The 24,218-nt window shown below is 59.7% G+C and carries 31 protein-coding genes; 28 read left to right on the top strand and 3 right to left on the bottom strand.

Going from position 1 to position 24,218, the window contains the following annotated elements; translation table 11 throughout:
- The first annotated feature begins 14 nt into the window (after positions 1–14).
- The 10 genes from AC4CWF_RS06530 to AC4CWF_RS06575 all read left to right on the top strand — a co-directional run bounded on the left by AC4CWF_RS06530 (position 15) and on the right by AC4CWF_RS06575 (position 4,976).
- The gene (locus AC4CWF_RS06530; RefSeq protein ID WP_491284313.1) at positions 15–1,493 is read left to right on the top strand and encodes a phage major capsid protein; all 1,479 of its coding nucleotides are present in this window, start codon (positions 15–17) and stop codon (positions 1,491–1,493) included.
- 69 nt (positions 1,494–1,562) lie between these two features.
- The gene (locus AC4CWF_RS06535; RefSeq protein WP_491284314.1) at positions 1,563–1,871 is read left to right on the top strand and encodes a DUF7302 family protein; all 309 of its coding nucleotides are present in this window, start codon (positions 1,563–1,565) and stop codon (positions 1,869–1,871) included.
- The gene (locus AC4CWF_RS06540; RefSeq protein WP_491284315.1) at positions 1,871–2,470 is read left to right on the top strand and encodes a head-tail connector protein; all 600 of its coding nucleotides are present in this window, start codon (positions 1,871–1,873) and stop codon (positions 2,468–2,470) included. Before AC4CWF_RS06535 ends, AC4CWF_RS06540 begins: the two co-directional genes overlap by 1 nt.
- 8 nt (positions 2,471–2,478) lie before the next feature.
- Positions 2,479–2,664 (top strand): hypothetical protein, encoded by a 186-nt coding sequence (locus AC4CWF_RS06545; RefSeq protein ID WP_491284316.1) that lies wholly within the window; start codon positions 2,479–2,481, stop codon positions 2,662–2,664.
- Positions 2,657–2,995 carry a phage head completion protein gene (locus AC4CWF_RS06550; protein WP_491284317.1) on the top strand — a complete coding sequence of 113 codons (339 nt, stop codon included), beginning with the start codon at positions 2,657–2,659 and terminating at the stop codon, positions 2,993–2,995. Before AC4CWF_RS06545 ends, AC4CWF_RS06550 begins: the two co-directional genes overlap by 8 nt.
- Positions 2,992–3,408: an HK97-gp10 family putative phage morphogenesis protein gene (locus AC4CWF_RS06555; RefSeq protein WP_491284318.1), complete on the top strand. Its 417-nt coding sequence runs from the start codon at positions 2,992–2,994 to the stop codon at positions 3,406–3,408. The genes AC4CWF_RS06550 and AC4CWF_RS06555 overlap by 4 nt, the downstream gene beginning before the upstream one ends.
- Positions 3,405–3,830, top strand: a complete 426-nt coding sequence (locus AC4CWF_RS06560; protein WP_491284319.1) for a DUF3168 domain-containing protein — start codon at positions 3,405–3,407, stop codon at positions 3,828–3,830. The genes AC4CWF_RS06555 and AC4CWF_RS06560 overlap by 4 nt, the downstream gene beginning before the upstream one ends.
- Before the next feature lie 47 nt (positions 3,831–3,877).
- Positions 3,878–4,312, top strand: a complete 435-nt coding sequence (locus tag AC4CWF_RS06565; RefSeq protein ID WP_491284320.1) for a phage tail tube protein — start codon at positions 3,878–3,880, stop codon at positions 4,310–4,312.
- Positions 4,313–4,347: 35 nt separating this feature from the next.
- Positions 4,348–4,761, top strand: a complete 414-nt coding sequence (locus tag AC4CWF_RS06570; protein WP_491284321.1) for a gene transfer agent family protein — start codon at positions 4,348–4,350, stop codon at positions 4,759–4,761.
- A gap of 92 nt (positions 4,762–4,853) precedes the next feature.
- Positions 4,854–4,976, top strand: a complete 123-nt coding sequence (locus tag AC4CWF_RS06575) for a hypothetical protein (RefSeq protein ID WP_491284322.1) — start codon at positions 4,854–4,856, stop codon at positions 4,974–4,976.
- Between the two features lie 111 nt (positions 4,977–5,087).
- Here AC4CWF_RS06575 and AC4CWF_RS06580 read toward each other — a convergent pair whose 3' ends face one another.
- Complete coding sequence (locus AC4CWF_RS06580; RefSeq protein ID WP_491284323.1) at positions 5,088–5,846, bottom strand: hypothetical protein; 759 nt, start codon at positions 5,844–5,846, stop codon at positions 5,088–5,090.
- Positions 5,847–5,994: 148 nt separating this feature from the next.
- Between AC4CWF_RS06580 and AC4CWF_RS06585 the strand changes: the two genes are divergently transcribed.
- The 6 genes from AC4CWF_RS06585 to AC4CWF_RS06610 all read left to right on the top strand — a co-directional run bounded on the left by AC4CWF_RS06585 (position 5,995) and on the right by AC4CWF_RS06610 (position 11,813).
- Positions 5,995–8,349: a tape measure protein gene (locus tag AC4CWF_RS06585; protein ID WP_491284324.1), complete on the top strand. Its 2,355-nt coding sequence runs from the start codon at positions 5,995–5,997 to the stop codon at positions 8,347–8,349.
- A gap of 43 nt (positions 8,350–8,392) precedes the next feature.
- Positions 8,393–8,734 carry an IS66-like element accessory protein TnpA gene (gene tnpA / locus AC4CWF_RS06590; protein ID WP_491281694.1) on the top strand — a complete coding sequence of 114 codons (342 nt, stop codon included), beginning with the start codon at positions 8,393–8,395 and terminating at the stop codon, positions 8,732–8,734.
- Entirely contained in the window at positions 8,731–9,078 is a 348-nt protein-coding gene (gene tnpB, locus AC4CWF_RS06595) for an IS66 family insertion sequence element accessory protein TnpB (protein ID WP_491281693.1), read from the top strand. The genes tnpA and tnpB overlap by 4 nt, the downstream gene beginning before the upstream one ends.
- A gap of 78 nt (positions 9,079–9,156) precedes the next feature.
- Positions 9,157–10,812: an IS66 family transposase gene (tnpC, locus tag AC4CWF_RS06600; RefSeq protein WP_491281692.1), complete on the top strand. Its 1,656-nt coding sequence runs from the start codon at positions 9,157–9,159 to the stop codon at positions 10,810–10,812.
- The gene (locus AC4CWF_RS06605) at positions 10,812–11,396 is read left to right on the top strand and encodes a plasmid pRiA4b ORF-3 family protein (protein ID WP_491281691.1); all 585 of its coding nucleotides are present in this window, start codon (positions 10,812–10,814) and stop codon (positions 11,394–11,396) included. Before tnpC ends, AC4CWF_RS06605 begins: the two co-directional genes overlap by 1 nt.
- A 60-nt stretch (positions 11,397–11,456) precedes the next feature.
- Positions 11,457–11,813 carry a hypothetical protein gene (locus AC4CWF_RS06610; protein WP_491284325.1) on the top strand — a complete coding sequence of 119 codons (357 nt, stop codon included), beginning with the start codon at positions 11,457–11,459 and terminating at the stop codon, positions 11,811–11,813.
- Between the two features lie 90 nt (positions 11,814–11,903).
- Here the strand turns inward: AC4CWF_RS06610 and AC4CWF_RS06615 are convergent, their stop codons facing one another.
- Positions 11,904–12,608: a hypothetical protein gene (locus AC4CWF_RS06615; RefSeq protein ID WP_491284326.1), complete on the bottom strand. Its 705-nt coding sequence runs from the start codon at positions 12,606–12,608 to the stop codon at positions 11,904–11,906.
- Positions 12,609–13,455: 847 nt separating this feature from the next.
- Between AC4CWF_RS06615 and AC4CWF_RS06620 the strand changes: the two genes are divergently transcribed.
- Genes AC4CWF_RS06620 through AC4CWF_RS06650 form a run of 7 tightly spaced genes read left to right on the top strand, consistent with a single transcriptional unit; the run spans position 13,456 to position 20,469 of the window.
- Positions 13,456–14,100 carry a hypothetical protein gene (locus tag AC4CWF_RS06620; protein ID WP_491284327.1) on the top strand — a complete coding sequence of 215 codons (645 nt, stop codon included), beginning with the start codon at positions 13,456–13,458 and terminating at the stop codon, positions 14,098–14,100.
- Between the two features lie 5 nt (positions 14,101–14,105).
- Positions 14,106–14,771, top strand: a complete 666-nt coding sequence (locus AC4CWF_RS06625; RefSeq protein WP_491284328.1) for a hypothetical protein — start codon at positions 14,106–14,108, stop codon at positions 14,769–14,771.
- Positions 14,771–15,199, top strand: a complete 429-nt coding sequence (locus tag AC4CWF_RS06630) for a GNAT family N-acetyltransferase (protein WP_491284329.1) — start codon at positions 14,771–14,773, stop codon at positions 15,197–15,199. Before AC4CWF_RS06625 ends, AC4CWF_RS06630 begins: the two co-directional genes overlap by 1 nt.
- Before the next feature lie 27 nt (positions 15,200–15,226).
- Entirely contained in the window at positions 15,227–18,166 is a 2,940-nt protein-coding gene (locus AC4CWF_RS06635; protein WP_491284330.1) for a phage tail protein, read from the top strand.
- Between the two features lie 4 nt (positions 18,167–18,170).
- Complete coding sequence (locus AC4CWF_RS06640; RefSeq protein WP_491284331.1) at positions 18,171–18,413, top strand: hypothetical protein; 243 nt, start codon at positions 18,171–18,173, stop codon at positions 18,411–18,413.
- Positions 18,413–20,032 (top strand): hypothetical protein, encoded by a 1,620-nt coding sequence (locus tag AC4CWF_RS06645; RefSeq protein WP_491284332.1) that lies wholly within the window; start codon positions 18,413–18,415, stop codon positions 20,030–20,032. Before AC4CWF_RS06640 ends, AC4CWF_RS06645 begins: the two co-directional genes overlap by 1 nt.
- A gap of 2 nt (positions 20,033–20,034) precedes the next feature.
- Positions 20,035–20,469 (top strand): hypothetical protein, encoded by a 435-nt coding sequence (locus tag AC4CWF_RS06650; protein ID WP_491284333.1) that lies wholly within the window; start codon positions 20,035–20,037, stop codon positions 20,467–20,469.
- A 1-nt stretch (position 20,470) separates the two neighbouring features.
- Here AC4CWF_RS06650 and AC4CWF_RS06655 read toward each other — a convergent pair whose 3' ends face one another.
- A complete protein-coding gene (locus tag AC4CWF_RS06655; RefSeq protein ID WP_491284334.1) occupies positions 20,471–20,833 on the bottom strand; it encodes a hypothetical protein in 363 nt (120 codons plus the stop codon).
- A gap of 160 nt (positions 20,834–20,993) precedes the next feature.
- Here AC4CWF_RS06655 and AC4CWF_RS06660 point away from each other — a divergent pair, with 160 nt between their 5' ends.
- The 5 genes from AC4CWF_RS06660 to AC4CWF_RS06680 all read left to right on the top strand — a co-directional run bounded on the left by AC4CWF_RS06660 (position 20,994) and on the right by AC4CWF_RS06680 (position 24,134).
- Complete coding sequence (locus tag AC4CWF_RS06660; RefSeq protein WP_491284335.1) at positions 20,994–21,935, top strand: glycoside hydrolase family protein; 942 nt, start codon at positions 20,994–20,996, stop codon at positions 21,933–21,935.
- A 122-nt stretch (positions 21,936–22,057) separates the two neighbouring features.
- Positions 22,058–22,300: a hypothetical protein gene (locus AC4CWF_RS06665; protein ID WP_491284336.1), complete on the top strand. Its 243-nt coding sequence runs from the start codon at positions 22,058–22,060 to the stop codon at positions 22,298–22,300.
- Positions 22,297–22,749 (top strand): hypothetical protein, encoded by a 453-nt coding sequence (locus tag AC4CWF_RS06670; protein WP_491284337.1) that lies wholly within the window; start codon positions 22,297–22,299, stop codon positions 22,747–22,749. Before AC4CWF_RS06665 ends, AC4CWF_RS06670 begins: the two co-directional genes overlap by 4 nt.
- Positions 22,733–23,077: a hypothetical protein gene (locus tag AC4CWF_RS06675; protein WP_491284338.1), complete on the top strand. Its 345-nt coding sequence runs from the start codon at positions 22,733–22,735 to the stop codon at positions 23,075–23,077. The genes AC4CWF_RS06670 and AC4CWF_RS06675 overlap by 17 nt, the downstream gene beginning before the upstream one ends.
- A 217-nt stretch (positions 23,078–23,294) precedes the next feature.
- Positions 23,295–24,134 (top strand): DNA adenine methylase, encoded by an 840-nt coding sequence (locus tag AC4CWF_RS06680; RefSeq protein WP_491285253.1) that lies wholly within the window; start codon positions 23,295–23,297, stop codon positions 24,132–24,134.
- Positions 24,135–24,218 lie beyond the last annotated feature (84 nt).

Genomic DNA, 24,218 nt, shown 5'->3' on the forward strand with positions numbered 1-24,218 from the left:
CAGAGGAAACCCCCATGAAACTCTTCGCTCTTTGCGGAGCGATCGCGCTTGCCGTGATCGCCACCGCCTTTTTTGCCATGCCTGCATCCGACCTGGTCGGGCATCTCGCTTCCGTCGTCTCCAACCACCCGCCCGCGATGGCCATGGTCATGGCGGTTGGCGCCCATCCCGCTCACTTGCGCAAAGCCCATATGCCTTCGTTCCCCGCATCCCTGCTGATGACCGCGCTTCCTTCAGGCATCATCGGCTCGGTGCGCAACGAGGCCAATGTCGAGAAGCTGCTGGCCGACGTGAAGGCCTCGCTGAAGGAAGTCTCCGACGGCGTCAAACAGACCGCCGAAGAAGCCCTTCGCCAGGCGAAGTCCGCCGGCTCCGTTTCCGACGAAATCAAGCAGAAGGCCGACAAGCTTTTGTCTGATCAGGCAAAGCTTGCTGAGACACAGAACAGGCTGACGGAAAAGGTCGAGCAGCTTTCGACCCGCAACACCGATCTGGAACAGCGGCTGGCCTCGCGCCGTGGAGCCGCGCAGGATGAGCCGAAATCGCTTGGCCAGATGGTCGGCGACCATGCCAATGTAAAAGCCTTTGTCGAGGCCGGCGCCAAGGGCACGGTCAATGTCTCGGTGCAGAATGCGATCACCACCTCGGTCGGCTCGGCCGGCGCGCTCATTACCCCGCAGCGGGACACGGAAATTGTCGGCATGCCGCGCCGGCAGTTCTTTATCCGTCAGCTTCTGCAGGTGGGCACCACGACCTCGAACAGCATCGAGTTTGCCCGCATGGTGGCGCGGGTCAATGCGGCAGCCGCAGTTGCCGAAGGGGCGCTGAAACCGGAATCCAATTACACCTATGAGCCGGCCGATGCGCCGGTGCGCACCATTGCCCATTGGGTGCCGGTGTCGCGCCAGGCCATGGATGACATTCCCCAGCTGCAGAGCGAGATCGATGGCGAGCTGCGGTATGGTCTCGATTTTGTCGAGGAAGCGCAGATCCTGAAGGGTGACGGTCTCGGCCAGAACCTGCATGGTCTGGTGCCGCAGGCAACCGACTATGCCGAGCCCGCCGGCATCACGGTTGCGGCAAAGACGAAGATCGATGTGCTGCGCCTGGCGCTGCTTCAGGCGTCCTTGGCCGAATATCCCGCCGATGGCATCGTGCTCAACCCGATCGACTGGGCCGATATCGAGCTCACCAAGGATGGCGAGAACCGCTATCTGTTTGCCACCATCATTCAGATGCTCGGTCCCCAGCTCTGGGGCCGTCCTGTGATCTCCACGCAGGCGATGGCGCAGGATGAGTTTTTGGCGGGCGCCTTCAAAATGGCCGCCAAAGTCTGGGACCGCATGGATACCGAAGTCGCCATCTCCTCGGAAGACCGCGACAACTTTGTGAAGAACATGCTGACCGTCCGCGCCGAAAAGCGCCTGGCGCTTGCCGTCAAGCGTCCGAAGGCCCTGGTCGCTGGCGACTTCACCACGGCGCTTGCCGCCTGATCAACCACGACCGGCTTATGACGGCGGGCAGCACCGCGCTGCCCGCCTGATCGCCAATGGAGAACCCACATGGAAATCAAAGCGAAACGCAGCTCGTATGGCGAATACGGTAATGTGCGCCGGGGCGAGGTGATCACGGTCGATGACCGCATGGGCAAGGCGCTTTTGCAGAAGGGCAATTTTGTCGTTTATGACGCGAAGGCCGAGGCCAAAGCAGAAGCCGAACGGAATGCACAACGACAGGCGGCCGAACAGGAGAGGGCGGCGGCCAAGGGCTCTCAGGCGGGCGAGCTCGAAACCCTGCGATCTGAGCTGGCCGACAAAACCGCTCGTATCGCGGATCTGGAAAAGCAGCTCGAAGCCAAGGGCAAAAAGTAATGGCGGCCGATCTCAGGGTCGTTGAACCGCCTGTGCCGATCGTCACGCTGGAAGATGCCCGCCGGCACCTGGCCGAATTGCCAGAGGAAGACGAGGCCTATGTCGCGGGGCTGATCCTGGCCGCGACGACATGGATTGACGGTCCAACCGGCTGGCTTGGACGGGCGCTCGGGATACAGACGCTCGAATATGCCATGGAAGACTTCCATTCCGATGCGGACGGCTACATCCACCTGCCGTTCAGCCCGGTGCTGGAGTTGGTGTCTATCCGGGTTCGGGTAGGTGCAGAGAACTTCGACACGATCCCGCCTGCCGAATACGAGATCGATGCGGGTGGGGTTTATCCCTTGTCCGGCGCCTGGCCATTTGTCTCCGGGCGCAATCAGCGGGTCATCATTCGCTACCGGGTCGGTTGCGCCAAGACTGAGGGCATGCCGGCGGTCTGGGTGGCGAATGTGCCGGAACCCATCCGCTTTGCGATCCTGCTTCTCGTGGCGCACTGGTACCGGAACCGCGAGGCCGTGGTGATCGGCCAGAGCGCTGTCACTCTCCCCTTTGCGGTGGATGCGCTTTTGCAGCCTTACCGCATCTATCGATAGGAGCGACCATGGCCCGTGTCCGGTTCCTCAGAGATTTTGATTACCGGCCGCCCGTGTTCGGCGTGACCATCGCTTACAAGTCCGGTGAAACCTACACCGTCAAACGCGAGTGTGCCGACCAGGCGCTTGCCGCAAAGGCTGCCGTGACGGTGAGGGCGCCGCGATCGGCGCCAAAGGCAGGCGGTGATGATTGATGCTGGCAGTCTGAAAGAGCGGGTCGCTTTGGACAAACGCCAGCGTTTGAATGATGGCGCTGGCAATTATCGCTCCGACTTTGTCGAGCAGTTCCAGCGCCGGGCGGCCTTCCTCTATGCCGGCGGTAGCGAGGCGGTCGTGGCCGAACGCCTGCAGGGCCGCGCCATCCTCAAAGTGCGCCTGCGCAAGGATGTTTTGTCCAAAACCATCGGCACGGATTGGCAGCTCCGCGATGTCAGGCGCGGCACGGTCTACGCGATCCGTGAGGTGGATGCCGTCACCCATCCGCATTGCGTCTTTCTCACAGTCATCAGCGGGGTTGCCTCATGAAGTTTATTGGTCTGGAAAAGATGCGCCGGCGCCTGGAGCGGATCCCGGCAGAGGTGCGCAAACGCGCCAAAGCCGAGCTGATGCTCCAGGCACGCGAAATCAACATGTTGCAGCGGTCGCTTGTGCCAAAGGATGATCTGACACTTGCCGGCACCATCCGCTCCAAGCCCTTGCCAGACCCGGAAATCGGCGTGGTTATCAGGGCTGGCGGTGCAGCGACCACAAAGCCGGTGCGCAATTCGGAAAAGGGTAATCCCCCGACCTATGACTATGCGCTGGGTCAGGAGTTCGGGACTGAGGACATGCCCGCCAATCCGTTCTTCCTGCCGGCCATCCGGGTGCGCAAGAAAAAGGCCAGGGTGCGGGTTCGGGCGGCCGTTCGCCGGGCGCTGAAGACGGCGGGCAAGGGATGAGCGATCCAAGCCTTGCCATTCAGGTGGCCCTGGTAGCGCGCGTGGCCGAGCTGACGCGCGATGCAGTCGCCGGCCGCGTCTACGATGATGTGCCGTCAGCAAGTGACCGCATTGCCGATACCGGTGCAGACTTTCCTTATATCTCGATCGCCGACGGGCAGCTCGTGCCGATCGATGAAGAGTGTTTTGACCGCTCGACCACCTTCATCAATCTCAACGTCTGGTCGCGGGCCATCGGCTATCCTGAAGCCAAGCGCATTGCAGGCGTACTGCGTATGGGCCTGCACGAACAGGACCTTGCGCTTGCCGGCCACGTCCTCGATCGCATGCGCGTCGAAAACATCACATTCAGCCGCGATCCCGATGGCGTCACCCGCCGCGCGCGCCTTGAACTGTCGGTTGAGACCCAGCCGGCAGACTGACTGACTGAAACCCTCATCAAACAATCCCGATCATGGAGACCATCGTCATGGCGACGACTAAAAAGCTATTGGTGCAGTTTGGCGACGGCGCCAATCCGCAGGCCTTCTCGCATGCCTGCACCATCAACACCTCGCAGGATTTTACCGTCGAGGCGACCACCACCGATGCCACCGACCCCAATTGCCAAAACCCCGATGCGCCGGGCTGGGTGCTGCGCTCGGTCGATACGCTCTCTGCCAGCATCAATGGCGCCGGCACCATGGACCCGATGAGTTATGGTCGCCTGCGCGATCAGCAGCTTTCTGGTGAACCCATCGATGCGCGCGTGCTGATCGATCTGCCGGCAGCGCAGGGCGGCGGCCATTACGCCGGACGCTACGTCATCACATCGCTCGGGCTTGCCAAGGAGGGCAAGGGTTATGTGTCTTGCACGATCGCCCTGCAGTCTGACGGTGAAGTGGTCTGGGTCGGTGCGGCATGAGCGCGCCACTCGCCCTTCCATTCGCTGGCAAAAGCATGGCCTTTCGCCTCGCCATCGGCCAGCTGCAGGAGCTGCAGCTCGCCTGCAATGCCGGACCCGCCACCATTCTTGCGCGCCTCATGTCGTCGCAGCCGCAGGCCGCCAATGGCAGGCGGCCGGACCCGGAGAATTATCCGCTGGGCGCCTCCGATCCGGACTTTCTGGCGGACTTCAATGCCTATGCGCTGTTGCGCGGCATTGGCGGTGATTGGCGCGTCGAGGATGTTCGCGAGACCATTCGCCTCGGGCTGATTGGCGCCGGCATGACGCCGACCGACGCCTTTGGCATGGTCACCCGCTATGTCGATGATATCGCGCGATCTCCGCTGGTCGACAATGTCGGGATCGCGGCGGCCATTCTGCATCATGCGCTGACTGCCCCGGAGGGCGAGCGGCCGGGAAAGCTGTAGACCGGGAAGACGAGGGCGACGGGCGCCTGGTCTTCTCGGACTTCTATGGGCTCGGCGCCATCATGGGGTTTGCGCCGTCTGAGGTGGATAGCATGATGTTATGGGCGTTTGCCGCCTGTGCCGATGGCTATGCCAAGGCCAATGGCGCGGAAGAGGTGCCGGAGGCGCCGAGCTTTGAGGAGCATCAGGAGATGTTGAGGAGGTTGGCGGGGTAGGGTGGCGAGGGGTGCTAGGCGGATTAGATGAGATATTTCGCTGAAAACCCCATTGTCACGGTAGACAGTTGTAGAAAAATCCGACGCATTCACATTGATCCTGCGACTTCCTCACTGAAATAATCCGGGAGCTGGCGCCCCCCATACAAAGCCACTGCCGTTTTCTTTGCTGCCGGAATACAGCGTGAACTGTATATTGCACACAGAGAGGTTTATCCCTTCGACCTTCTTGATTTCGAAGTCGATATTTTTGATATTTACGACCTCGCCAACATCAATATTTCTGTCGACTTCATATGAATTGCTTCTGGCTTTGTATTTTGACTGCCTGCCTTGAGGGGTTTCTTCCTCGCAGTTCAGAGTGACGAGAATTTTATCTATGAAATCTTTTTGCACGCCGTTCAGTGCAACAGGATAAGAAAACTCGATTTCGTTTGCAAAAATCCGCATGCTGTCGTCCAGGACGTTGATGTGCCCTTGGCTGAATACATGTACTCTAAACCCCGGCGGTTGCGTGGTGCTGTACGACACAGATTGGCGTTTCCATCCGTTGTCACCAGTGATGATGCTGAGGTAGGCGGGGCTGGAGTAATATGAAACAACGAACACAGCTATTGCGCCGCCTGCTTTAATATATTTGTTTACTTCGACAACAAGAAATCCGGGTATTGTTGTAGCAAATCCCGCAGCGGCAAGAGATAGAACTACCAAAAAAACTTTGTACTGAAATGAAGATGGGTCAGGTATCATTATTGATATCGACAGCATCGTGAATATAAAAATCACGCCGAAACCGAAGGCTAGGTATCTTTCGAGCTGAACATGCTTCGAAGTGCTCTTGTCCGGTATGTTTGTGTCAGCGCCTGGCATTGATTTCCCCTCAAATGTATCTGGGATCATCTCACAACTAGGTTTTCCCTTAAAGTGCTTCTGGGCTGCATTCGAAGCTGAGAACGCCAGTCTCGGTGGTTTCAATGCATTGCTCGCAAGTGCCCCTTAAACCCGATCAGGACCCATCATGGCCGTCACCCTTGATGAGCTTCGCGCTGTCATGCGCATGGAGCTCAACCCCTTCATGAAGGATCTGCAGAAGGTCAACGGCGTCACGGCGCAAACGGCGCGCAAGGTCGAGACGACGTGGCTTGCGACGAACAAGCGCCTGGACAATATCGGCCGCAACATGGCCCATAGCCTTGCAACGCCGCTGCTCGGCATTGGCGCGGCCCTTTCTGTCGATGCCGTCCAGCGATACGCCGATGCCTGGACGACGGCAAAGAACAGCCTGGCAGTGGCCGGCGTGGTTGGCGACAATCAGACGGCGGTTCTCGATCGGCTGTATCAGTCGGCACAGGACAATGCCGCACCGATCGGGGCGCTGGCAGACCTCTTCGGCAAGGCGTCACAGGCGTCCGATGTGCTGGGCGCAAGCCAGGGCGATCTTCTCAAATTCTCGGACGGCGTTGCTACGGCGCTGAAGGTCGAGGGCAAGAGTGCCGCGGAAGCATCCGGCGCGCTGACCCAGCTCGGGCAGCTGCTCGGACAAACGCGGGTGCAGGCGGAAGAATTCAACTCGATCAACGAAGGTGCGCGGCCGATCCTGATGGCGGTTGCCAATGGTCTTGATGAGGCCGGCGGATCGGTGTCCAAGCTGAAAGAGCTGGTCAACGACGGCAAGGTGTCTGGACAGCAGTTCTTTCAGGCCTTCCTCAAGGGACTGCCCAGCATTCAGGCCATGGCCGCCAATGCCACGCAGACCATCGAGCAGGGCATGACAAAGGTGAACAACGCCTTCACCAGATACATCGGCCAGACCGACGAAAGCCTTGGCGCCAGCGCGCGCCTGGTCGCAGGTCTTAATGCGCTCGCTGACAATTTCGAGCAGACGGCAGATGTGGTGCTGAAGGTCGCGGCGATCATTGCCGGCGCCCTGGTCGGCCGTTCCATCGCGGGCATGATCGCAAGCCTTGGGCTCGCCACCACGGCCGTCTTTCGGTTTGTTGCCGCCATTCGTGCCGCGGGCACCATTGCAGGTCTGGCAACGGCCATGAGCGGTCTCACCGTCGCCGCAGGTCCGATTGGCGCGGTGATCGGTGCCACGGCTGTCGGTGCCTTGGCGCTGTTTTATTCGGGCTCCACGGAAGCCAGTGAAGGGGCGGCTCTGTTCGAGGAGCGCCTGAAGCGCATGGGCGAGGCGGCAAACGAAGCTGCCCAGAAGACGGAAGATGCCGGCGACCGTATCAACGCGGTCCTGGTCAACAAACTGCGCAAGGAAGTGACTGCCACGAGCGATGCGGCGGCTGAGGCTTCAACGGCGGTTTCGGACCTGTTCGACAACCTGTTCAGGAATGTCGATCGCGAGACGATCTCGCCCGAGCAGCTCGCCCAGCTTAAAGCGCTGAAGGCCGGTCTCGACAATGGCAGCGTCAGCGCAGCCGGTGCCAAAAACGCGCTTTATGCGTTGGCAAATTCGAACCCGGATTTTCAGGGGGTGGCGGATGCATTCGCACCGCTGCTCGATCGTCTCAACGAGGTTGTTGAAGGCGCCAAGGCCGCCCGTGCGGAATTGGCGGGCACCACAGGCTCGGCGCTCTCGGAACAACAGATTGCTGGCTACAAACAGTATGCGGCCTCTCGCGCGCAAGGCGAGGAGATGCTGCGGATCGGCAAGGCCTATTCGGAAGAGGCCCAGCGCCAGAACGGCTTGAGCCGTGAACAGTTGGCGATCGAGAAGGAAATCGCCTCGATCCGCAAGGATCTCACGGAAAAGGGAGGGTTTCTGCCGGAAGACCAGATCAAGGCGCAGGCGGCGGCGAATGTCGCGGCATCCGAAGGTCGTAACAAATCCGGGCGCTCGGGCTCCAGCTCGATAAAGCCAACGGCCGACAGCCGGTTTGACGGCGATATTCAGGCGATCCGTGACCGCACGGCGGCATTGATCGAAGAGCAGAACATCGTCGGCCAGTCTTACCGTGAACAGGAAAAGCGGCGCCTGGCACTCGACCTCGAACAGTCGGCGCTTGCCGATCTACGCGAGGAGGCACGCCGCAAGGGGGCAACGGATCTGGAAAGCATTCAGCTTTCCAGTGAACAGCGCCAAAAGATCGATGAAGCCTCGGATGCCTATGCACGTCAGGCCGATATCCTGCGGCAAGTTTCCGAAGCGCAGGACCGCACCGACGATGCCGCCCGCGAGTTCTACGACAACTTCAAGAGCAATACGCTCGATGCGATCACGGGGGCAAAGAGCTTAGGGGATGCACTTGCCAATCTCGCTCAGCAGCTCGGCAACATGCTGCTCAGCAGTGCCTTTGATTCGCTGTTCAAGGTATCCCTCCGGCGTGGACCGCCTTGCGAGTTTTTGGTGATATCGTGATTTTGCGCTCTTGAGAGTGAACTTAAGAGCGCAATGAGGAACGATGGCACAGGCCATTTTGCTGACGGGTCAAGAACGACGTCGTCGTTGGTCACCGGATGAACGGCGGGAGATTGTGGAGGCAGCATTTGCTCCGGGGGCAAATGTCTCGGCAGTAGCGCGTCGTTTTGATGTTTCGACGGGGCTGCTCTACACGTGGCGGCGCCAAGCGCTGTCTTTGAAAGATGAGCCCGCTTTCGTGCCGGCAACTGTCCTGGACGTTCCTGGCAACGGCGATGGTTGTGCGACAACCATCGTTGTGGACTTTGCGAACGGTATCAAGGTGAGGATTGCGTCCGGGGCGCCTTGTGATCTTGCTGCAGCCGTGATGCGTGCGCTCAAATGATCCCGATCAGTTCGAGCGTGCGGGTTTGGATTGCGAGCGGCCATTGCGATATGCGCAAGGGAATGCACGGCCTTGCTCTGATCGTGCAGGAAGGTTTGGGTCGTGATCCGTTCAAGGGTGACGTTTTTGTCTTCCGCGGGAAAAGCGGCCGGCTGATCAAGGCTCTTTGGCATGACGGATTTGGGCTTTCGCTATACGCAAAGCGGCTCGAGCGCGGCCGTTTCATTTGGCCGGCGACGCAGGGTGGAGCTATTGCGCTGACGGCTGGCCAGATGTCCTATTTGCTTGAGGGAATTGACTGGCGGAACCCGCAGCAGACATGGCGGCCGACGAGCGCTGGATAGTGTCTTTTGGGGCGGGATTTGCGAGCGGGGCGCCAGGAAAAGCTATACAAATCAGTGGTTTTATGATTCACTTCGAGCATGGAAACCGGCTCGGAAAATCCCCGTGATCATGCTGCTGCCCTGGAGGCAGAGCTGGCGATTGCGCGGTTGGAACGAGCTACCGCTTTGGCCGAATTGGCTGTTGCCAAGGCCAAGGAAGCCGATGATCAGGCCATCATTCTTCGCCAGAAAGTCTATATCGAAAAGCTGCAACGGGAACTGCGCGGTCAGAAGTCGGAACGGACGGCGCGGCTGATTGCTCAGATGGAGCTGATGCTTGAGGACGCCGAAGCGACGGCGACCGAAGATGAGCTTGCTGCCGAGATGGCCGTTGCGGCGGCGGCGATTGCGGTCACCGGCTTTACGCGCAAGCGGCCGGTCAAGAAGCCATTCCCGGAACATCTGCCGCGTGAGCGTTTTGTCGTGCCAGGCCCGGTTGCCTGCAACTGCTGTGGCGGTGAACGGCTTCGCAAGCTCGGCGAAGACATTACCGAAACGATGGAGAGCGTACCGCGGAGTTGGAAGATCATTCAGACCGTTCGGGAAAAGTTCACCTGCCGTGACTGCGAGAAGATCAGCCAGGCACCTGCACCCTTCCATGTCATACCGAGAGGGTGGGCTGGTCCGAGCCTTTTGGCGATGATGTTGTGCGACAAGTTTGGCCAGCACATTCCGCTCAATCGCCAGGTCGAACGTTTTGCCCTGGAAGGTGTGCCAATCAGTCTGTCGACTGCGGCAGACGCGATTGGCACGTGCTGCCAGGTCCTGGATCCGCTGGTGCGGCGGATTGAAAGCCATACGTTCGCGTCTGAACGGATCCACGGTGATGACACGACCGTGCCGGTTCTGGCTCTCGGCAAAACCGTTACCGGTCGGATATGGAGCTACGTCAAGGATGATGCTCCGTTTGGCGGTACGGCGCCTCCGTCGGCGATGTTCTATTATTCCCGGGACCGGGCCGGCGAACATCCACAGGCGCATCTGGCCAACTATAGCGGTATCCTTCAGGCGGATGCCTATACGGGCTATGGCCAGCTTTATCTTCCTGATCGAAGTCCGGGCCCGATTCATGAGGCAGCGTGTTGGGCGCATGCCAGGCGACCATTCTTTGCGCAAGCCGATCTGGAGGCCAACGCGCGCCGAAAAGCGCAGGGTAAAAGTGCCGCCGTCATCTCGCCGGTCGCCTTGAACATGGTGCAGCGGATCGACGCTTTGTTCGAAATCGAACGCCATATCAATGGCCGCACTCCCGATGAGAGAAAAGCAATCCGCCAGCAGTTGTCAAAACCGCTGATTGACGACATGGAGATATGGATACGCGAACACCGCGCCAGGTTGCCGCGCGACAATGACTTGGCAAAGGCATTTGACTATATGCTGAACCGCTGGGAATCCTTCACCCGCTTCCTGGACGACGGCCGTATCTGCCTGTCGAACAATTGCGCGGAGCGCTCTCTGCGCGGTGTGGCGCTCGGACGAAAAGCCTGGCTATTTGCCGGGTCCGATCGAGGGGGGCAGCGGGCGGCGTCCATGTACAGCCTGATCGTCACCGCGAAGATGAACCGCATTGACCCACAGGCCTGGCTTGCCGATGTTCTCGCCCGCATCGCCGATCATCCAGCCAGCCGTCTTGATGAGCTTCTCCCCTGGAATTGGCGGAAAACCGCAACATCGCCACTGAGGCAGGCGGCCTGATGGCTGGTCCTCTCGTTCGCTTGAAGGTCACGCTCGATGACGTTGACCCCTTGGTGATGCGCCGCGTTGTCGTGCCATTCCGCATTCGGCTGGACCGGCTTCATGAGATCCTTCAGGAGGCCTTCGGCTGGACCAACAGCCATCTGTATGAGTTCAGGATCCGTGACATCGGCTTCGGCCTGCCTGATGACGGCTTTGGTGGTCCCATCGATGCACGCAAGGAAACGCTTCTTGCTGCCATCGAAGATATTGGCGCGAAGTCATTCAAGTATCTCTATGACTTCGGCGACGGCTGGACGCACTCTGTGAAAATCGAAAAGATCTTTCCGGCGACCGCCGGCTTCGAAGATCCATTCCTTCTCGAGGTTGTCGGACGGTGTCCACCGGAGGATGTCGGCGGTCCCTGGGGCTATCAAGAGTTCCGCGAAGCCATTGCGGACACCAACCATGAGCGTCACCACGAACTTGTCGAATGGTGGGGCCACGCACACTACGATCCGGGCGATGTCGACGCCGCCAATCTCCGCAAAAACGTCGAGGCTCTAGCCGCAAAGTGGAAGCGCCGATCGCGCAAGAAAAGCTGACCTGCGGTCCTCGGCGAATGCTTACTGTTCAAGCCGGCCTCGGGCGGTTCGGGCGGTGGAATGTTTGGCAGTCTGTTTTCTGGTCTCGGCAACATGTTCCGGGCAACAGGCGGGCCGGTGCGTAAGGGACAGCCGTATGTGGTCGGGGAAAACCGCCCGGAACTGTTCGTGCCGGATCAAAACGGCAAGATCGTCCCGCGCGTGCCCTCCATGCCGAAACTTCCGGACATGTCGCAGATGCGGGCGTCATCCGGGGCCATGAGCATGACCTTCGCACCTGTGATCGATGCCCGTGGCGCCGACGTCGAGGCGGTCAAGCGGATCGATGAAAGTCTGAAGCGAACGCAGCGAGACCTCAAGGCGACCATCCTCACGACCGTGCGGGAGGCACCGGGCAAGAATGTGAAGTTGCGGTGAGCGGCTCCTAGAGATGCCGGTTCCGGATGGGCTGACAGCAAATGATGAAACTATCTGGCGTGACAGGAGCGTTTAATCTGTTTTAGCCGATTATGGTGCGGCCTTCTCGCACGTTCCAACGGGCGTATAGCTGCTGAACTCGCACATGAGCATGCCAGCGGAGACTCGGCATGATTTCGAAGACGACTGCCTCAGTTCCAGCTTGCCTAGTTGGTTTGTTTGAACATCAAACGAGTCGCCTGTGCCATCTCCCCATGTCACCATCATCGAAAAGTGGTTATCTGCGACGGCGTTGGCAAACCATACCACCTGGCAGCCGTCGCCGGTCTTGCCGAAGCAGGTGAGCCTGTCGGTCTTATCAGCCTCGATCCTGAACTTAGAAGTGTATGGCATCTGACCTATGCGTTGGCCCTTGGTCTCACAGGTGAAGGCAACCAATGAAGCAGCACGTTTTTCGACAGGAAGATCTACTCGCCAGTATGGTGACGGGAATTTGCATTTCTCAGGTTTTGAATCGTCCCTAACGCTGAGTACCAGCTGGTTCTTCAGATCTCTTGTGAGGGCACAGTTTGTCTGCTGGCCACCCATGGTAAAATACAGGTCGGGCCCGAACCGTTCCCACGTTCCGGTGTTCTCTTTGCCGTCTTCCAAGACGGTGAATTTGCCATCGTTTGTAATGTCAAGTGTCCGACCAGCGACAACCCATCTGCCGATAACTTGGTCGTCTTTCTGTTCGCAGCCAGAGGCAATCAGCAGGGCGCTTGCAGCTGTGACAATAGGAAGAAGGCTACGCATTCTGTTTTTTACTCCTTGTCAAGAGTTATGCTATTGCCCATCTCCTGCCACGTCATGCAGGCCGGAGGCTCGATGGTTAACTTGGAACCGCTGACCGAAGCCTTGCAGGTTTTGCTGCTGCCGGAGCTGTACGTCACCTTCAACTGTCCGTTGTCCAAGATTTTCCATGTACCCTCGTGCGGCCCAAAGGATGTAAGGAACGTCAACGTGCCGTCTGACTGAAAATCAGCGTAGATCGGCTCTTGTGAGTACGTCCACATGGGGCTGACCCACTTTCCTTGAATATTATTCTTAAGGCTGAAAGGATTGCAAGAGGTAGCAATAACACAAACCGGGAACACCAGAGAAATTCTTATTTTTTTAAACATATATACACCCGATATTATTAGTTTTAAGAATTTTATATCAATAATATGGTTATTTTCAATCGAATTTGATTCATTATTCGTTAATAAAAGTGTATTTTATCAATAAGTAAAATAACTTTGGCGATCATTGAAATGTCCGCGTCGCTCACGCTTGCTGGTTGCTATGGCAAGCCTCTCGGAACGGAACACAATCTTAAAATGGCGTCGTTGTCGACGGGCTTATTTGATGGCCCTGACGATGGCACATGCCACCGCTGTACATAGCTTGATTGCAGGTCGCGTTGGCAACGCCACCGTTAGCCAAGAGCGATGAGCGACAAAGTCTAGTAGGTATGAAGGCTAGGCGCTCCGCCTCTCCCCAATCTGGTGCTGCCTGTACTGGCGCACCGAATAACCGCTTTTGGATTCACCCAAGAGCGCATCATTCGCCGCTCTGCGCAAGCGCCCCCCTTTACCCACCGAACACAGAGCCACCCCCCATGACCATCACCTATCCGCTCGACAAATCCTTCCTGGCAAGCCTTCCCGGCTTCACCACGGATTTCGAGCTTCTGTGGCGCCAGGAGCAATCACGCACGGCCGGCGGTCGAACCGTGGTGAAGGATTTCGGGTCGCCATTGTGGCGACTGTCGGCCCAATCCCGCAGCTTGAAGCCGAACGAACTGGATCACTGGCGCGCCCGGCTGACCACATTGGAAAACGGCCTGAAGACGTTTCGGGCCTTCCCGAAGATGCGGTGGTTTCCGATTGCCTATCCCAATGGATCATGGCCGACCGGGGACGCCTTTACCGGCGCCGGTTCCATCGCCACCATGGCCGCCAATCGCAAGGCGGTCTCGGTCTCCGGCTTTCCAGCCGGCTACCGGTTCTCGATCGGGGATTATCTCCAGATCGGGGAGAAGGATTTGCACCAGGTCGTTGAAGCGGCGGTGGTTGATGCGAATGGCGTTTCGCCGCAATTCGAGATCCGCCCGCATCTCTGGCCAGGTGTTGCGGCACCTGTTGCCGTCACCGTCAAACAACCCGCCTGTCTGATGACGATTGTTCCGGGCTCTGTCTCGTCGTCGGCCGATCTCGGCACGGGGCGAGGGGCGATCAGTTTCCAGGCTATCGAGGCAAGATAACATCCATGCGTTCTATATCTGCTGAGAACCTTGCGGCCCTTGAGGCGCGCGAGCTGGTGGCCCGTGACTTCATCTGGTTCGTCGTGCGCGACCGGGCAACCGGCGCACCTGTCACCGATGGCGTCTGGTCGGATGTCGGCAATATCTCGGCCGCCGTCATTCATCCCGATACCGGTATCCCGGTGACGCGCGACTGGTATGGATCTGGAACGCTTGTCGGCGTCGATGATATTCCGCTCGTTGCCAACCTATCGGCCCAGAACATCACCATCCGCATGTCGCAGGTGAGCGAACACGTCCAGACGCTTGTTCGCCAGTACGATTGCAAACAGGGCCGCGTCGAGATCTATCGCGGCCTGTTCAGTCCCGACACGCGCCAGATGGTGGCGCCGGCTGAATGCCGCTTTGTCGGCGTCATAGACCAGATCGTGATCAAGACGCCTTCCGAGAACGAGGTGGGCTCTGTGACCATGACCTGCGCCAGCCATACGCAGGAGATGACCCGCTCCAATCCCGCCACCCGCAGCCATGCCACGCAGATCCTGCGCCAGGCCGGTGACATGTTCTATCAGGATGCCGACACGGTGACCGAATGGGAATTCTTCTGGGGCTCGGAAAAGGGCGTCGTGCCCACCCAGAAGAAGCGCAAGAAGTTTTTAGGCCTGTTCTGATGACGGTTCGCCTTGCCTGCCCAGAAGACCGCGACCGCGTGGTGGCGCTCCTGCGCGAAAGCCATGCGGCGGCCGCCTTCAGTTTTCCGTTTCAGGCGTCCTATGCCGACCGGCTGTTTCGCCAGCACCTGGCTTCTTCAATGGCCTGTGTTCTGGTGGCTGGGGAACCGGCTTGCGGCATCCTCCTGGCCGTTGCCTATGAACATCCGTTTGGCGCCGGGCGCATTGCCAAGGAAACCGTCTGGTTTGTCTCCCCAAAAGTCCGCGGCCGATTGGGGCTTGCCATGCTCGATGCCTACGAGGCCTGGGCACGTTCCCTCGGCTGCAGCTCGGCCGGCATGGCGTCACTCGCCAGCAATGACGTTTCGCGGATCTTTGAGCGGCGCGGTTATGCGCCGATCGAAACCCATTTCGCAAAACCGCTTTAGCGGCGCTTAAATCCTTCAGGAAAATCGATGGCTATTTTCTCCGGCGCTGCTGCCTTGATCAGCGGTGCGATCTCGGCTGTCTCGACCTTTATCGGCGGCCTTGGTGCGATTGGCTCCTTTGTCCTCAAGGCGGCCGTGGGCCTTGGCACCAGCCTGCTGGCGCAGTCGCTGGCCGGCAAACCGCAGGAACCGACGTTTTCCATGAACGGCACGCTGCAGGGCGGCGGGGATCTCTCCCGGTCCTTCCTCCTCGGCCGTGCCATGACGGCGGGCTCGCTTGCCTGGGTCAACACCTGGGGCCGCGATGGCGATACCCCGAACGCTTTTCTCACGCAGGTCATCCCTGTGTCTGATCTGCCCGTGCGCGGTTTGGCAGACGTGTGGGTAAACGGCGAGAAGGTAACGCTCGGGGCTCTCTCCGAGCGTGGTTATGCGATCAACGAATATCCCGATTGCCTCTGGGTTAAATTCTACGACGGCACACAGACCACGGCCGATGGCTTTCTGTTCAACTCGGCTTCCAACAATAACCGCTGGTGGAACCCGGATCGCATCGGGCGAGGGGTCGCTTATGTGATCGTTACCGCGCGCGTGTCGCAGAACATGTTCAGCGGCGTGCCGTCCTTCAAGTTCGTGGTCGATGGTCTGCGCCTTTACGATCCCTCGCGCGACAGCACGGTCGGCGGCGACGGTCCGCAGCGTTTTGCCGATCCCGCCACCTGGGGCGGTGATGGCGACTTTCTGCCCGCCGTGCAGATCTACAATCTCCTGCGCGGCCTCAGTTTCAACGGTCAATGGTTCTACGGCCTGCAGAACATGCCAGCCGCTCGGCTGCCAGCCGCCAACTGGATTGCCCAGATCAACAAGAACCGCGCCGGCATTCAGGAGGCCGGCGGCATCGTCGCCACCTTCCGAAGCGGTGGCGAAGTACAGGTGCAGGCGCCGCTGACCTCGGCGCTCGAAGCACTGCTGACAGCATGCCACGGCAAGATCTCGGAAGTCGGTGGTGTCTATACGCTGCATTGCGGGGCACCGGATGCACCGGTGATCGCCTTTACCGACGACGATATCCTCTCGACGGAAGAACAGGAGTTCACGCCCTTCCTCGGCCTTGCCGATACCATCAACGGTGTCTCGGCCACCTATCCGTCGCCGGCCGATGGCTGGGTGGTTAAAACGGCACCGCCGCTTTACCGGCCGGATCTTGAAGCCGATGACGGCAACCGCCGTCTGATGGCCGATGTCGAACTGACGTTTGTGCCCTATGCCGAACAGGTGCAGCGCCTGATGAAGTCGGCGTTGGAGGAGGCAAGGCGGTTTCGCCGGCACACGATTGTGCTGCCGCCAAAGTTCTGGGCCTATGCCACGCCCTGCGCGGTGTTTTCCTGGACATCGGAACGCAATGGCTATGTGAACAAGCTGATGCGGCTCGATGGCGCTGTCGATCGCGGCAACCTCGATGTGATGATCGATATCACCGAAGTCGATCCGGCCGACCATGGCTGGACGTCGTCGCAGGAGTTCAAGCCGCCGGTCGATGGTGCGGTCGGGGTTATTCGCCCGGCACCACAGGCCATGGTCGATTGGTATGCGGAACCGGCGACGGTGAAAGACAGTGTCGGCCGCGATCGTCGGCCGGCCATTCGCCTCACCTGGGATAATTCCGGTGGTCGCCTCGATGACGTGATCGGCATCGAATACGAGGTGCGCCTGCAGGCAAGCCTCGACCGTGTCCATGACGGCCGCACCGATCAACCGCAGGCGGGGTCGCTGCTGATCTCCCAAGGGCTCTTGCCCCTGGAAGATTACGTGGTGCGTGCCCGCTATATCCCGCGCGGGGAAAGACCGGTGCTGTGGTCGGGCTTCATTCCAGTCACGACGCCGAATATCCTGCTCACGGATAAGGATGTGTATGTCGATATCGATCTCACCGGCATCGACGGTGCGCTCGGCTGGCTGCGCGATGGCGTCAGAACGGCAAAGGATGCCATCAACGGCCTGATTGCCGGCCAGATGGAATTGTCCACGCAGGCTTTTACGCAGTCCCAAGAAATCCGCCGCGAGCTGTCGGTGTCGTTGGGATCGGCACGGGCGGAATACCGTGAGAAGATCGAGGTGGGCTTGACGGCCACACAAGCCGTTGCCACCCGGCTGGAAACGCTTGAGGTGAGTTTCGGGGCGGCGACTGCGCAGCTGAGTGACGATATCGAGATTGTCGCCAATGCCAATGCCGCACTGAGTGGCCGCGTCCAGAGTTTGAGTGCGGCGCTCGGCGGCAACAATGCCAGCATCAACGTGGCCTGGTCAGCGGTGGCAACACCTGCTGGTTATGCGGCGCGATATGGGGTGGTGGCTGCTGTCAACGATGGGCAGTACCGGGCGGCATCCTTCCTCATGGATGTGCCGGCCAATCCCGCTTCGCCCTCGCGCATCATCATGCGGGCAGGGCAGGTGGTCATGGTGAGCGACGACGACGCCACCATTGCCCGGCCCTTCGTGTTTCAAAATGGGGTGCTCACTCTCGACCAGGTCAAGGTCAACAGCCTGGACGCCTTGTCGGCCAAGCTCGGCAATGTCGATATCTCCAATGCGTATATCGGCGATCTGGTGGTGGGCACGTCGAATATCGCGGCCGGTGCTGTCACCGCTGTGGAGTTCGGTGAAACCACCGTCACGCTCAACCATGGGGTGGGATCGCCGCGCGTGCGGGTGGACATAACGTTCTTTGCAACTGGTGGAAACTACACCTCCTGCATTGTCAGAAACGACACGGATGGCGTGGTGCTGGAACAGTTCACGGTCGATGGCTCGGATGGCTCCAACCGCGTATCCGGCGCGGTCACACGCTTTTACCGCGTTGATCCGCCCAGTAGACGCGCGACAACCACCTTCTCCCTCAACGTCAACACAACAGGTGCGCTCAAGATTTCGGGGCGGGCCATCTGCGCTCAAGCCTACAAGAGGTAACCCAATGACATCTGGCAATAGCATGCAGGTCGATCCGCTGGTCGCCCTGCAGGAAGCCGCTGCGCGTGAAGAGTTTTTCAAGCAGCGCAATCTCTTCCTGGCGCAATCGCTTCGCGTGGCGTCCGAGGAAAACAGAAAACTCTCCGAGACCATCACCGGCCTTGAGGCCGATCTGAAGCTGCTGCGCACCGAAGGTGCCAATGAAGGCACCAGTGAAGGCGCCAACTGGGGCGAGGGGGAAGCGTGATGGCAGGATCTGCCTATTACAGCACCGGCACGGCCTCGGTCGTGCAAGGCGAGCGCACCGTCACCGGCGTTGGAACCGGTTGGCTGACGCAAGAGGGTGGGCTATCGCCGATTAAGGCCGGCGACAAATTCGGCATTCATGTCGGCCGTCCCATCCTCATCGAAAGCGTCGATAGCAATACGACGTTGACGCTGTCTGATCCCTGGCCGGGTCCATCGCAGGAGGCGGCACCCTACAAGGTCGAGCTGACCAATCCGCAGATCATCGCCATCGATGCCATGCGCCGGTTGTTTGCCAGCCTGTCGAGCGGCAACCTGACCAGCCTTGCGGCGCTGCAGCTCGATGATGAGCAGATCCCGATTGCCATGGGTCCTGGCGTCTTTGGCACGATCGCCAAGGATGATCTTATTCAGGCGGTCAAGTTCGATGCGGAAGTGTCTGCCCTTGCCGATCGCGCGGCCTATGATGGCGCGGCGAAAGGGTTTCGGGTTCTGGTCGCCAATATCGGCAATAACCGCTCGGCCTTCTATACCAAGAGATCAGCGACTGCGGCCGACTGGAGCGCGCCGTTTTACGTCTCTGGTGTCCAGGGGCTTGCCGGACCACTGACGGAACTGACCTTCGGACCCGTCACCACCTTGCCCTCTGGCCAGCCGGCATCCGTCAACGCGGTGCAGGTGGATGCCGACACCGTGCGGCTCGATCTGTCATTGCCAAAGGGGAAGGACGGCACGGGAACCGGTGATGTGGTCGGCCCCTCCGCATCGGTGGTGGGGCGCATCGCATCCTTTGCCGGCACAGATGGCAAGCAGATCGCAGACAGCGGCGTGCCGGTATCTGGCCTGATGCGATCGGACGCAGCCCAAGCTCTGACGACTGCTCAAAAAAAGCAGCTGGCCGCGAACGCCGGTTATGACCCGCTGGCAGGCATGCGCAACAAGATCATCAACCCGCTTGGCGTTGTCAATCAGCGTGGCGTCGCCGGCACGGTGACGCTTGCCCCCGGCGCCTATGGCCATGACCGGTTCAAGGCTGGCGCCAATGGTTGCACCTATAGCTTTTCCACGGCCAATGGCGTGACGATGTTCAACATCACCGCCGGATCTCTTCAGCAGGTGATTGAGGCGGCTGCCTTCTCGGGCGAGGCTGGCACCTATATTTTGTGGTGGGTCGGGACGGCACGAGGGCGCATCAACAACGGGAACTATGGTGCTGCGGGCACCGTCTCTGCCACATGCGACGGTTCTGCAAATGTTACGGTGGAATGGAATGCCGGCACGTTGTCGCTGATGCAGTTCGAGAAGGGGTATCTCGGCGACTTTGCAGCGCGCCATGCTGTGATGGAAACTGTCCTTTGTCAGCGCTACTATCAAACCCTCCAGTTTCAGTTTGCGTTGCAAGCAGGAACTGTCGGGCAGCAACTACAAACGACGGTGCCCCACAAAACGTCAATGCGGACTACGCCCAGTGCTATTTTGGTAGCAGCAGGCACGTCTGTTTCTGTTTCGATCATTGACGTTTCCGTCACCTCGCAACACACAACATGCATCTGGAACTCAAGCGCCACCGGCACTTGTGCTGTCTACAATCGCGTATATGGCCTCGAAGCGGAGCTTTAATCATGGAAGTTCACGGCTACACTCAGTCCGGCTTCATTGAAGCAGTCATCGACGGACAGCGCATGACTGTGCCTGACGACATGACGAACCGCCACCGCCAATTGATTGCGCAGTGGGAAGCGGAAGGGCATGTCATCCCGCCGTTCAATCCGCCGGCGATTGCCATCGACGATTACCGCTTGGCCATTCAGGCGGTTGTTGATCAGGTGGCGCAAGTCAGGCGCTACGACAGCGGCAGTAGCCTCGCCTCCTATGCCAACTCCACAAACCCGCGCTGGGCGGCCGAGGCGCAAGCCTTCATCGCCTGGCGCGATAGCGTCTGGGCCTTTGCCTATGACGAGCTGGCAAGGGTCGAGGCGGGAGAACGCCCGCAACCGACTGTCGAGGAAATTTTGGTTAAGCTACCGGCCATCAACTGGCCGATAGCTTCTCCCTAAACTAGGATTTCTTGGCGGCGGGTGGGGGTGCGTTGCAGCCCTTGGCCTTCATGTTGTTGTCAATCGACTGAAGCTTGCCTTTTGATACGGCGACGGCACCTTCCTTATCGCCTCCAAAGGTGCTCGACATCGGAACACCAATGAGGAAGACGCCGAACGCGTCTCCGGTAGCTGCATCGTTCTGCTGCTTTGACAAAGCGGCTAAGTTCGTCTGCTCTTTCATGTATTCTTGAGCAAGCGCGCCACAATCCTGGTGTTGATAAGCGGCCATCGGAATATCGACCGGGACAATCGCATCTGGACGCCTCGCGCACGCAGATAGGCTCACCGCAGAAGCGGCAAGTATAATGATGATTTTTCTCATAAATCCCCCAAAACTGAACCATGGCAAGTAACGGCAACTCGCAACGGTTGTCCATAGGCGGGATCTCTATTTCAAACCGATCAAGTTGAACGCGATCGATGTCTAAATCCACCCCACGCGCCTTTGCGCGTAAATCTCAATCATAATCCAGGAGGCATCCGTGCCAGTGACTGCAATCTCCGCACCGGGGAGGGCTTTCGTGCGCCTGCTCGAAGGCAATCCGCTCACCTGCTATCTCGATAGTCGTAAGATCCCGACCATTGGCACCGGCTTTACGATGGGCAGCGAAAGCTGCCGACGTGAGCTGGCCAGGATCGGCATCACCAAGCTCATCCCCGGCAAGACCAAAATCACCGCCGCACAGTCTGACGCCATCCTCGATGCCGTCATGGCCTCGGAGTTCGTGCCGGCTGTTGTCGCAAACAGCCCTGACGATCGCACGCAGTACCAGCTCGATGCGGCCGCCTCCGCCTGCTTCAATCTTGGCGTCGGCGCCATGAAATGGAGCTGGGCAAAGCTTTGGCGGGCCGGCAAGCTGAAGGCGGCGGCCGATTATCTTGCGAGCCATTACAACACGGCGGGCGGACAAAAGCTTCCCGGCCTGGTGCGTCGGCGTAAAGAGGAAGCGCTGCTGTTTTCGGCCGGCATCTATACCGGCGTCTCTGGCGCACTGCCGGAGGGAGCGCCGCGCACGGCAACCGAGACCAAACCGGCCGGGCAAGATCCTGTCGTTCGTGAAGCGCAGGAACTGCTGACGGCCGCCGGCCTCAATCCCGGTGCCATCGACGGCTGGATGGGCGAACAGACCAAGGCCGCCGTCATTGCCTATCAGCGGGCGCATCCGCACCTGGTCGCCGATGGCATCATCGGGCCGGCAACGCTTTCGCAGCTTCGGCGCGATGCGTCGGCCGCCCGCGAGGCGCTGACGAACGCCGGGAGCAGCGGGGCGGGGACGGCGGTTGCGGCCTGGGCGGCGGGCCTGCCCTGGGCGTGGATCGCGGCAGGCGCTGTGGTCATTGCCCTTGCCACCGTCGCCTATCGCAACCGCGATGTGATCGCCCGGCGCTTCAACACCTGGCGCGGAAAAACGGTCGAGGTGTGACATGCCGGCGACCGTCAAAATCACGACCTTCTTGGCCGCTCTCTCAATCCTTGGCGCCTTCGGGATCTGGTTCTGGAAACAGGCCGGCAATGACGCGCGTATCTCTATCGAAAGGCAGGACAATGCAGCGGGTGACAATGCCGATGATGCTCGCTCTCGTTTCGACACTTGCGCTCACGGCCTGTGGGACTACGGCGCCGGCAAGTGTCGCGGGGGTGAGACGCGTGGTCGGAATTGATCTCATCGGTGCGCGTGGGGCAACGCCGGCCGATCAACGCAAGATCGACCGCACCATCGTCGGCCTCTGTGCCGGCGCGGTCTGGTCAAAGGCCGAGTGCGCCAGCCACCGGGAGGAGGCGCCATGACTGACGGTTACCTCGGTCCCGGCATCTGGATCCGCATTCGCCACAGGTTCGGTCCGCGCATGATGGAATGGATGATGGCCGGCCACATGATCATGTTCGGCTGGGTGCTGCTGTTGCCGGCCGAGACGTTCAACCAGCCGCAGTTCTGGGCGTTTCGGGATCTGGTCCCCTCAGAAGATTGCCTTGGCTGGTCGATGCTGCTGATCGGATGCTTGCGCATCATTGGCCTGGTCATCAACGGTGCCCGCGAACGGGTGACACCGCAGATCCGCCAGCTCTCGGCCGCCATCGGCTGCGTCATCTGGTCGGGCATCTCCTATGGATTTGCCTCCTCCGACGTCGCCAGCACCTGGCTTGCCGTCTACCCGCTGTTTGCCCTTGGCGAGCTGATCAACATTCATCGCGCAGCCCGCGATCAAGGGGAAATTCGCAATGGAACAACTGGCTAATCTGCCGCCACTTGCTCTCATGACATTCGGCGCAACGATCGCAGTCATCTTTGCCGTTCGCCACCTCGGCCTGATGCAGGGGGCGCGCACGTCGCCGGCCACCTCACCGGCCGCAGCGCAGGTGGCCGCCGTGATTGTCGATCCAACCGCGCTTAACCGGGCGACGAATGCCATAGATGATCATACGGCAGAACTGCACAGGGCGGCCGAGATTGCAGAACGTTCGGCGCGTGCGCAGGAAGTCCTTGGAATGGAGTTGGGCCGCATCCGGGAAGAGTTGCGCCTGGAGCGCGAACTGCGCCGGACGATCCGGCGCGACGAAACTTAGGCGATCGAATCAAGCCTTTTCAAACAACATGTATGGCCGGAAGGGTTTTCCCTTCCGGCCAAGGTCTGCCGCCCGGGCACGGGTGGTCGCAGCCATCATGGCTGCAACAGCGGGTTCCGATTGGCGTCATACCCCGCTCGACAATCTCTAGCGATCATTGCCGCACCCGCTGCCTGCGCAGGCCGGGGCGGTTTGTCAGAAAATATGGTCGTACACAATGCAAGATAGTTTTCACTTTTCCGAGGTCCGCCCTGTCTCTCCTCCCGCTGCCTATCTCGGTGGCAAGAAGCAGCTCGCGGCGCGGATCGCCTCGATGCTCGAACAAATCCCCCACGATCTCTATGCCGAACCCTTCACCGGAATGGGCGGCGTGTTCTTCCGTCGCCGGCTTGTGCCGCGCGCCGAAGTCATCAACGACGTGTCCGGTGATGTCACCACGCTGTTCCGTATCCTGCAGCGGCACTATCCCCAGCTCATGGATGTGCTCAAATTCCAGATCACGTCCAGGCGCGAGTTCGAGCGCCTGGCGTCCCTTGATCCCAGCACGCTCACCGACCTGGAACGGGCATCCCGGTTTCTCTATCTGCAGAAGCTTGCCTTCGGCGGAAAGATCACCGGTCGCACCTTTGGCGTCGATACAACAGGCGGCGCCCGCTTCAACCTCACGCGCCTGGCGCCTATCCTCGAGGAAGTCCATGAACGGCTTTCCGGCGTCGTTATCGAATGCCTGGACTGGCGTAAGTTCATCGACCGCTATGACCGCGCCGGCACCATGTTCTATCTCGATCCGCCATACTACGGCTGCGAGAACGACTATGGGAAGAACGTCTTCAGCCGGGATGACTTTGCCGAGATGGCCGAGCGCCTGGCGTCGATCAAAGGGCGCTTCATGATTTCGTTGAACGACACGCCGGAGGTTCGGGAGATTTTTGGCCGCTATCCGATGGCGCAGGCGGCGCTCACCTACTCGATCCGGGGTGGCGCTGGCAAAGAGGTGGGGGAGGTGATCATCATGGACGGCAGGCAGCCGTCGATTGCAAACCTGCCGCTGATTTGACGTGCGGCGATTGACTGGCCGTCAATATTAGAACAAAAGAAGAACATGAAGCACCGGCGCGGGATCAACCTTCGGCCTGACGAT

This window comes from Neorhizobium sp. PAMB6630, from assembly GCF_058242775.1.

Bases quoted from the DNA above. Each gene is read 5' to 3' on its own strand.
- AC4CWF_RS06530 (WP_491284313.1), top strand. From the start codon at position 15: ATGAAACTCTTCGCTCTTTGCGGAGCGATCGCGCTTGCCGTGATCGCC.
- AC4CWF_RS06535 (WP_491284314.1), top strand. From the start codon at position 1,563: ATGGAAATCAAAGCGAAACGCAGCTCGTATGGCGAATACGGTAATGTG.
- AC4CWF_RS06540 (WP_491284315.1), top strand. From the start codon at position 1,871: ATGGCGGCCGATCTCAGGGTCGTTGAACCGCCTGTGCCGATCGTCACG.
- AC4CWF_RS06545 (WP_491284316.1), top strand. From the start codon at position 2,479: ATGGCCCGTGTCCGGTTCCTCAGAGATTTTGATTACCGGCCGCCCGTG.
- AC4CWF_RS06550 (WP_491284317.1), top strand. From the start codon at position 2,657: ATGATTGATGCTGGCAGTCTGAAAGAGCGGGTCGCTTTGGACAAACGC.
- AC4CWF_RS06555 (WP_491284318.1), top strand. From the start codon at position 2,992: ATGAAGTTTATTGGTCTGGAAAAGATGCGCCGGCGCCTGGAGCGGATC.
- AC4CWF_RS06560 (WP_491284319.1), top strand. From the start codon at position 3,405: ATGAGCGATCCAAGCCTTGCCATTCAGGTGGCCCTGGTAGCGCGCGTG.
- AC4CWF_RS06565 (WP_491284320.1), top strand. From the start codon at position 3,878: ATGGCGACGACTAAAAAGCTATTGGTGCAGTTTGGCGACGGCGCCAAT.
- AC4CWF_RS06570 (WP_491284321.1), top strand. From the start codon at position 4,348: ATGGCCTTTCGCCTCGCCATCGGCCAGCTGCAGGAGCTGCAGCTCGCC.
- AC4CWF_RS06575 (WP_491284322.1), top strand. From the start codon at position 4,854: ATGATGTTATGGGCGTTTGCCGCCTGTGCCGATGGCTATGCCAAGGCC.
- AC4CWF_RS06580 (WP_491284323.1), bottom strand. From the start codon at position 5,846: ATGCCAGGCGCTGACACAAACATACCGGACAAGAGCACTTCGAAGCAT.
- AC4CWF_RS06585 (WP_491284324.1), top strand. From the start codon at position 5,995: ATGGCCGTCACCCTTGATGAGCTTCGCGCTGTCATGCGCATGGAGCTC.
- tnpA (WP_491281694.1), top strand. From the start codon at position 8,393: ATGGCACAGGCCATTTTGCTGACGGGTCAAGAACGACGTCGTCGTTGG.
- tnpB (WP_491281693.1), top strand. From the start codon at position 8,731: ATGATCCCGATCAGTTCGAGCGTGCGGGTTTGGATTGCGAGCGGCCAT.
- tnpC (WP_491281692.1), top strand. From the start codon at position 9,157: ATGGAAACCGGCTCGGAAAATCCCCGTGATCATGCTGCTGCCCTGGAG.
- AC4CWF_RS06605 (WP_491281691.1), top strand. From the start codon at position 10,812: ATGGCTGGTCCTCTCGTTCGCTTGAAGGTCACGCTCGATGACGTTGAC.
- AC4CWF_RS06610 (WP_491284325.1), top strand. From the start codon at position 11,457: ATGTTTGGCAGTCTGTTTTCTGGTCTCGGCAACATGTTCCGGGCAACA.
- AC4CWF_RS06615 (WP_491284326.1), bottom strand. From the start codon at position 12,608: ATGCGTAGCCTTCTTCCTATTGTCACAGCTGCAAGCGCCCTGCTGATT.
- AC4CWF_RS06620 (WP_491284327.1), top strand. From the start codon at position 13,456: ATGACCATCACCTATCCGCTCGACAAATCCTTCCTGGCAAGCCTTCCC.
- AC4CWF_RS06625 (WP_491284328.1), top strand. From the start codon at position 14,106: ATGCGTTCTATATCTGCTGAGAACCTTGCGGCCCTTGAGGCGCGCGAG.
- AC4CWF_RS06630 (WP_491284329.1), top strand. From the start codon at position 14,771: ATGACGGTTCGCCTTGCCTGCCCAGAAGACCGCGACCGCGTGGTGGCG.
- AC4CWF_RS06635 (WP_491284330.1), top strand. From the start codon at position 15,227: ATGGCTATTTTCTCCGGCGCTGCTGCCTTGATCAGCGGTGCGATCTCG.
- AC4CWF_RS06640 (WP_491284331.1), top strand. From the start codon at position 18,171: ATGACATCTGGCAATAGCATGCAGGTCGATCCGCTGGTCGCCCTGCAG.
- AC4CWF_RS06645 (WP_491284332.1), top strand. From the start codon at position 18,413: ATGGCAGGATCTGCCTATTACAGCACCGGCACGGCCTCGGTCGTGCAA.
- AC4CWF_RS06650 (WP_491284333.1), top strand. From the start codon at position 20,035: ATGGAAGTTCACGGCTACACTCAGTCCGGCTTCATTGAAGCAGTCATC.
- AC4CWF_RS06655 (WP_491284334.1), bottom strand. From the start codon at position 20,833: ATGAGAAAAATCATCATTATACTTGCCGCTTCTGCGGTGAGCCTATCT.
- AC4CWF_RS06665 (WP_491284336.1), top strand. From the start codon at position 22,058: ATGCAGCGGGTGACAATGCCGATGATGCTCGCTCTCGTTTCGACACTT.
- AC4CWF_RS06670 (WP_491284337.1), top strand. From the start codon at position 22,297: ATGACTGACGGTTACCTCGGTCCCGGCATCTGGATCCGCATTCGCCAC.
- AC4CWF_RS06675 (WP_491284338.1), top strand. From the start codon at position 22,733: ATGGAACAACTGGCTAATCTGCCGCCACTTGCTCTCATGACATTCGGC.
- AC4CWF_RS06680 (WP_491285253.1), top strand. From the start codon at position 23,295: ATGCAAGATAGTTTTCACTTTTCCGAGGTCCGCCCTGTCTCTCCTCCC.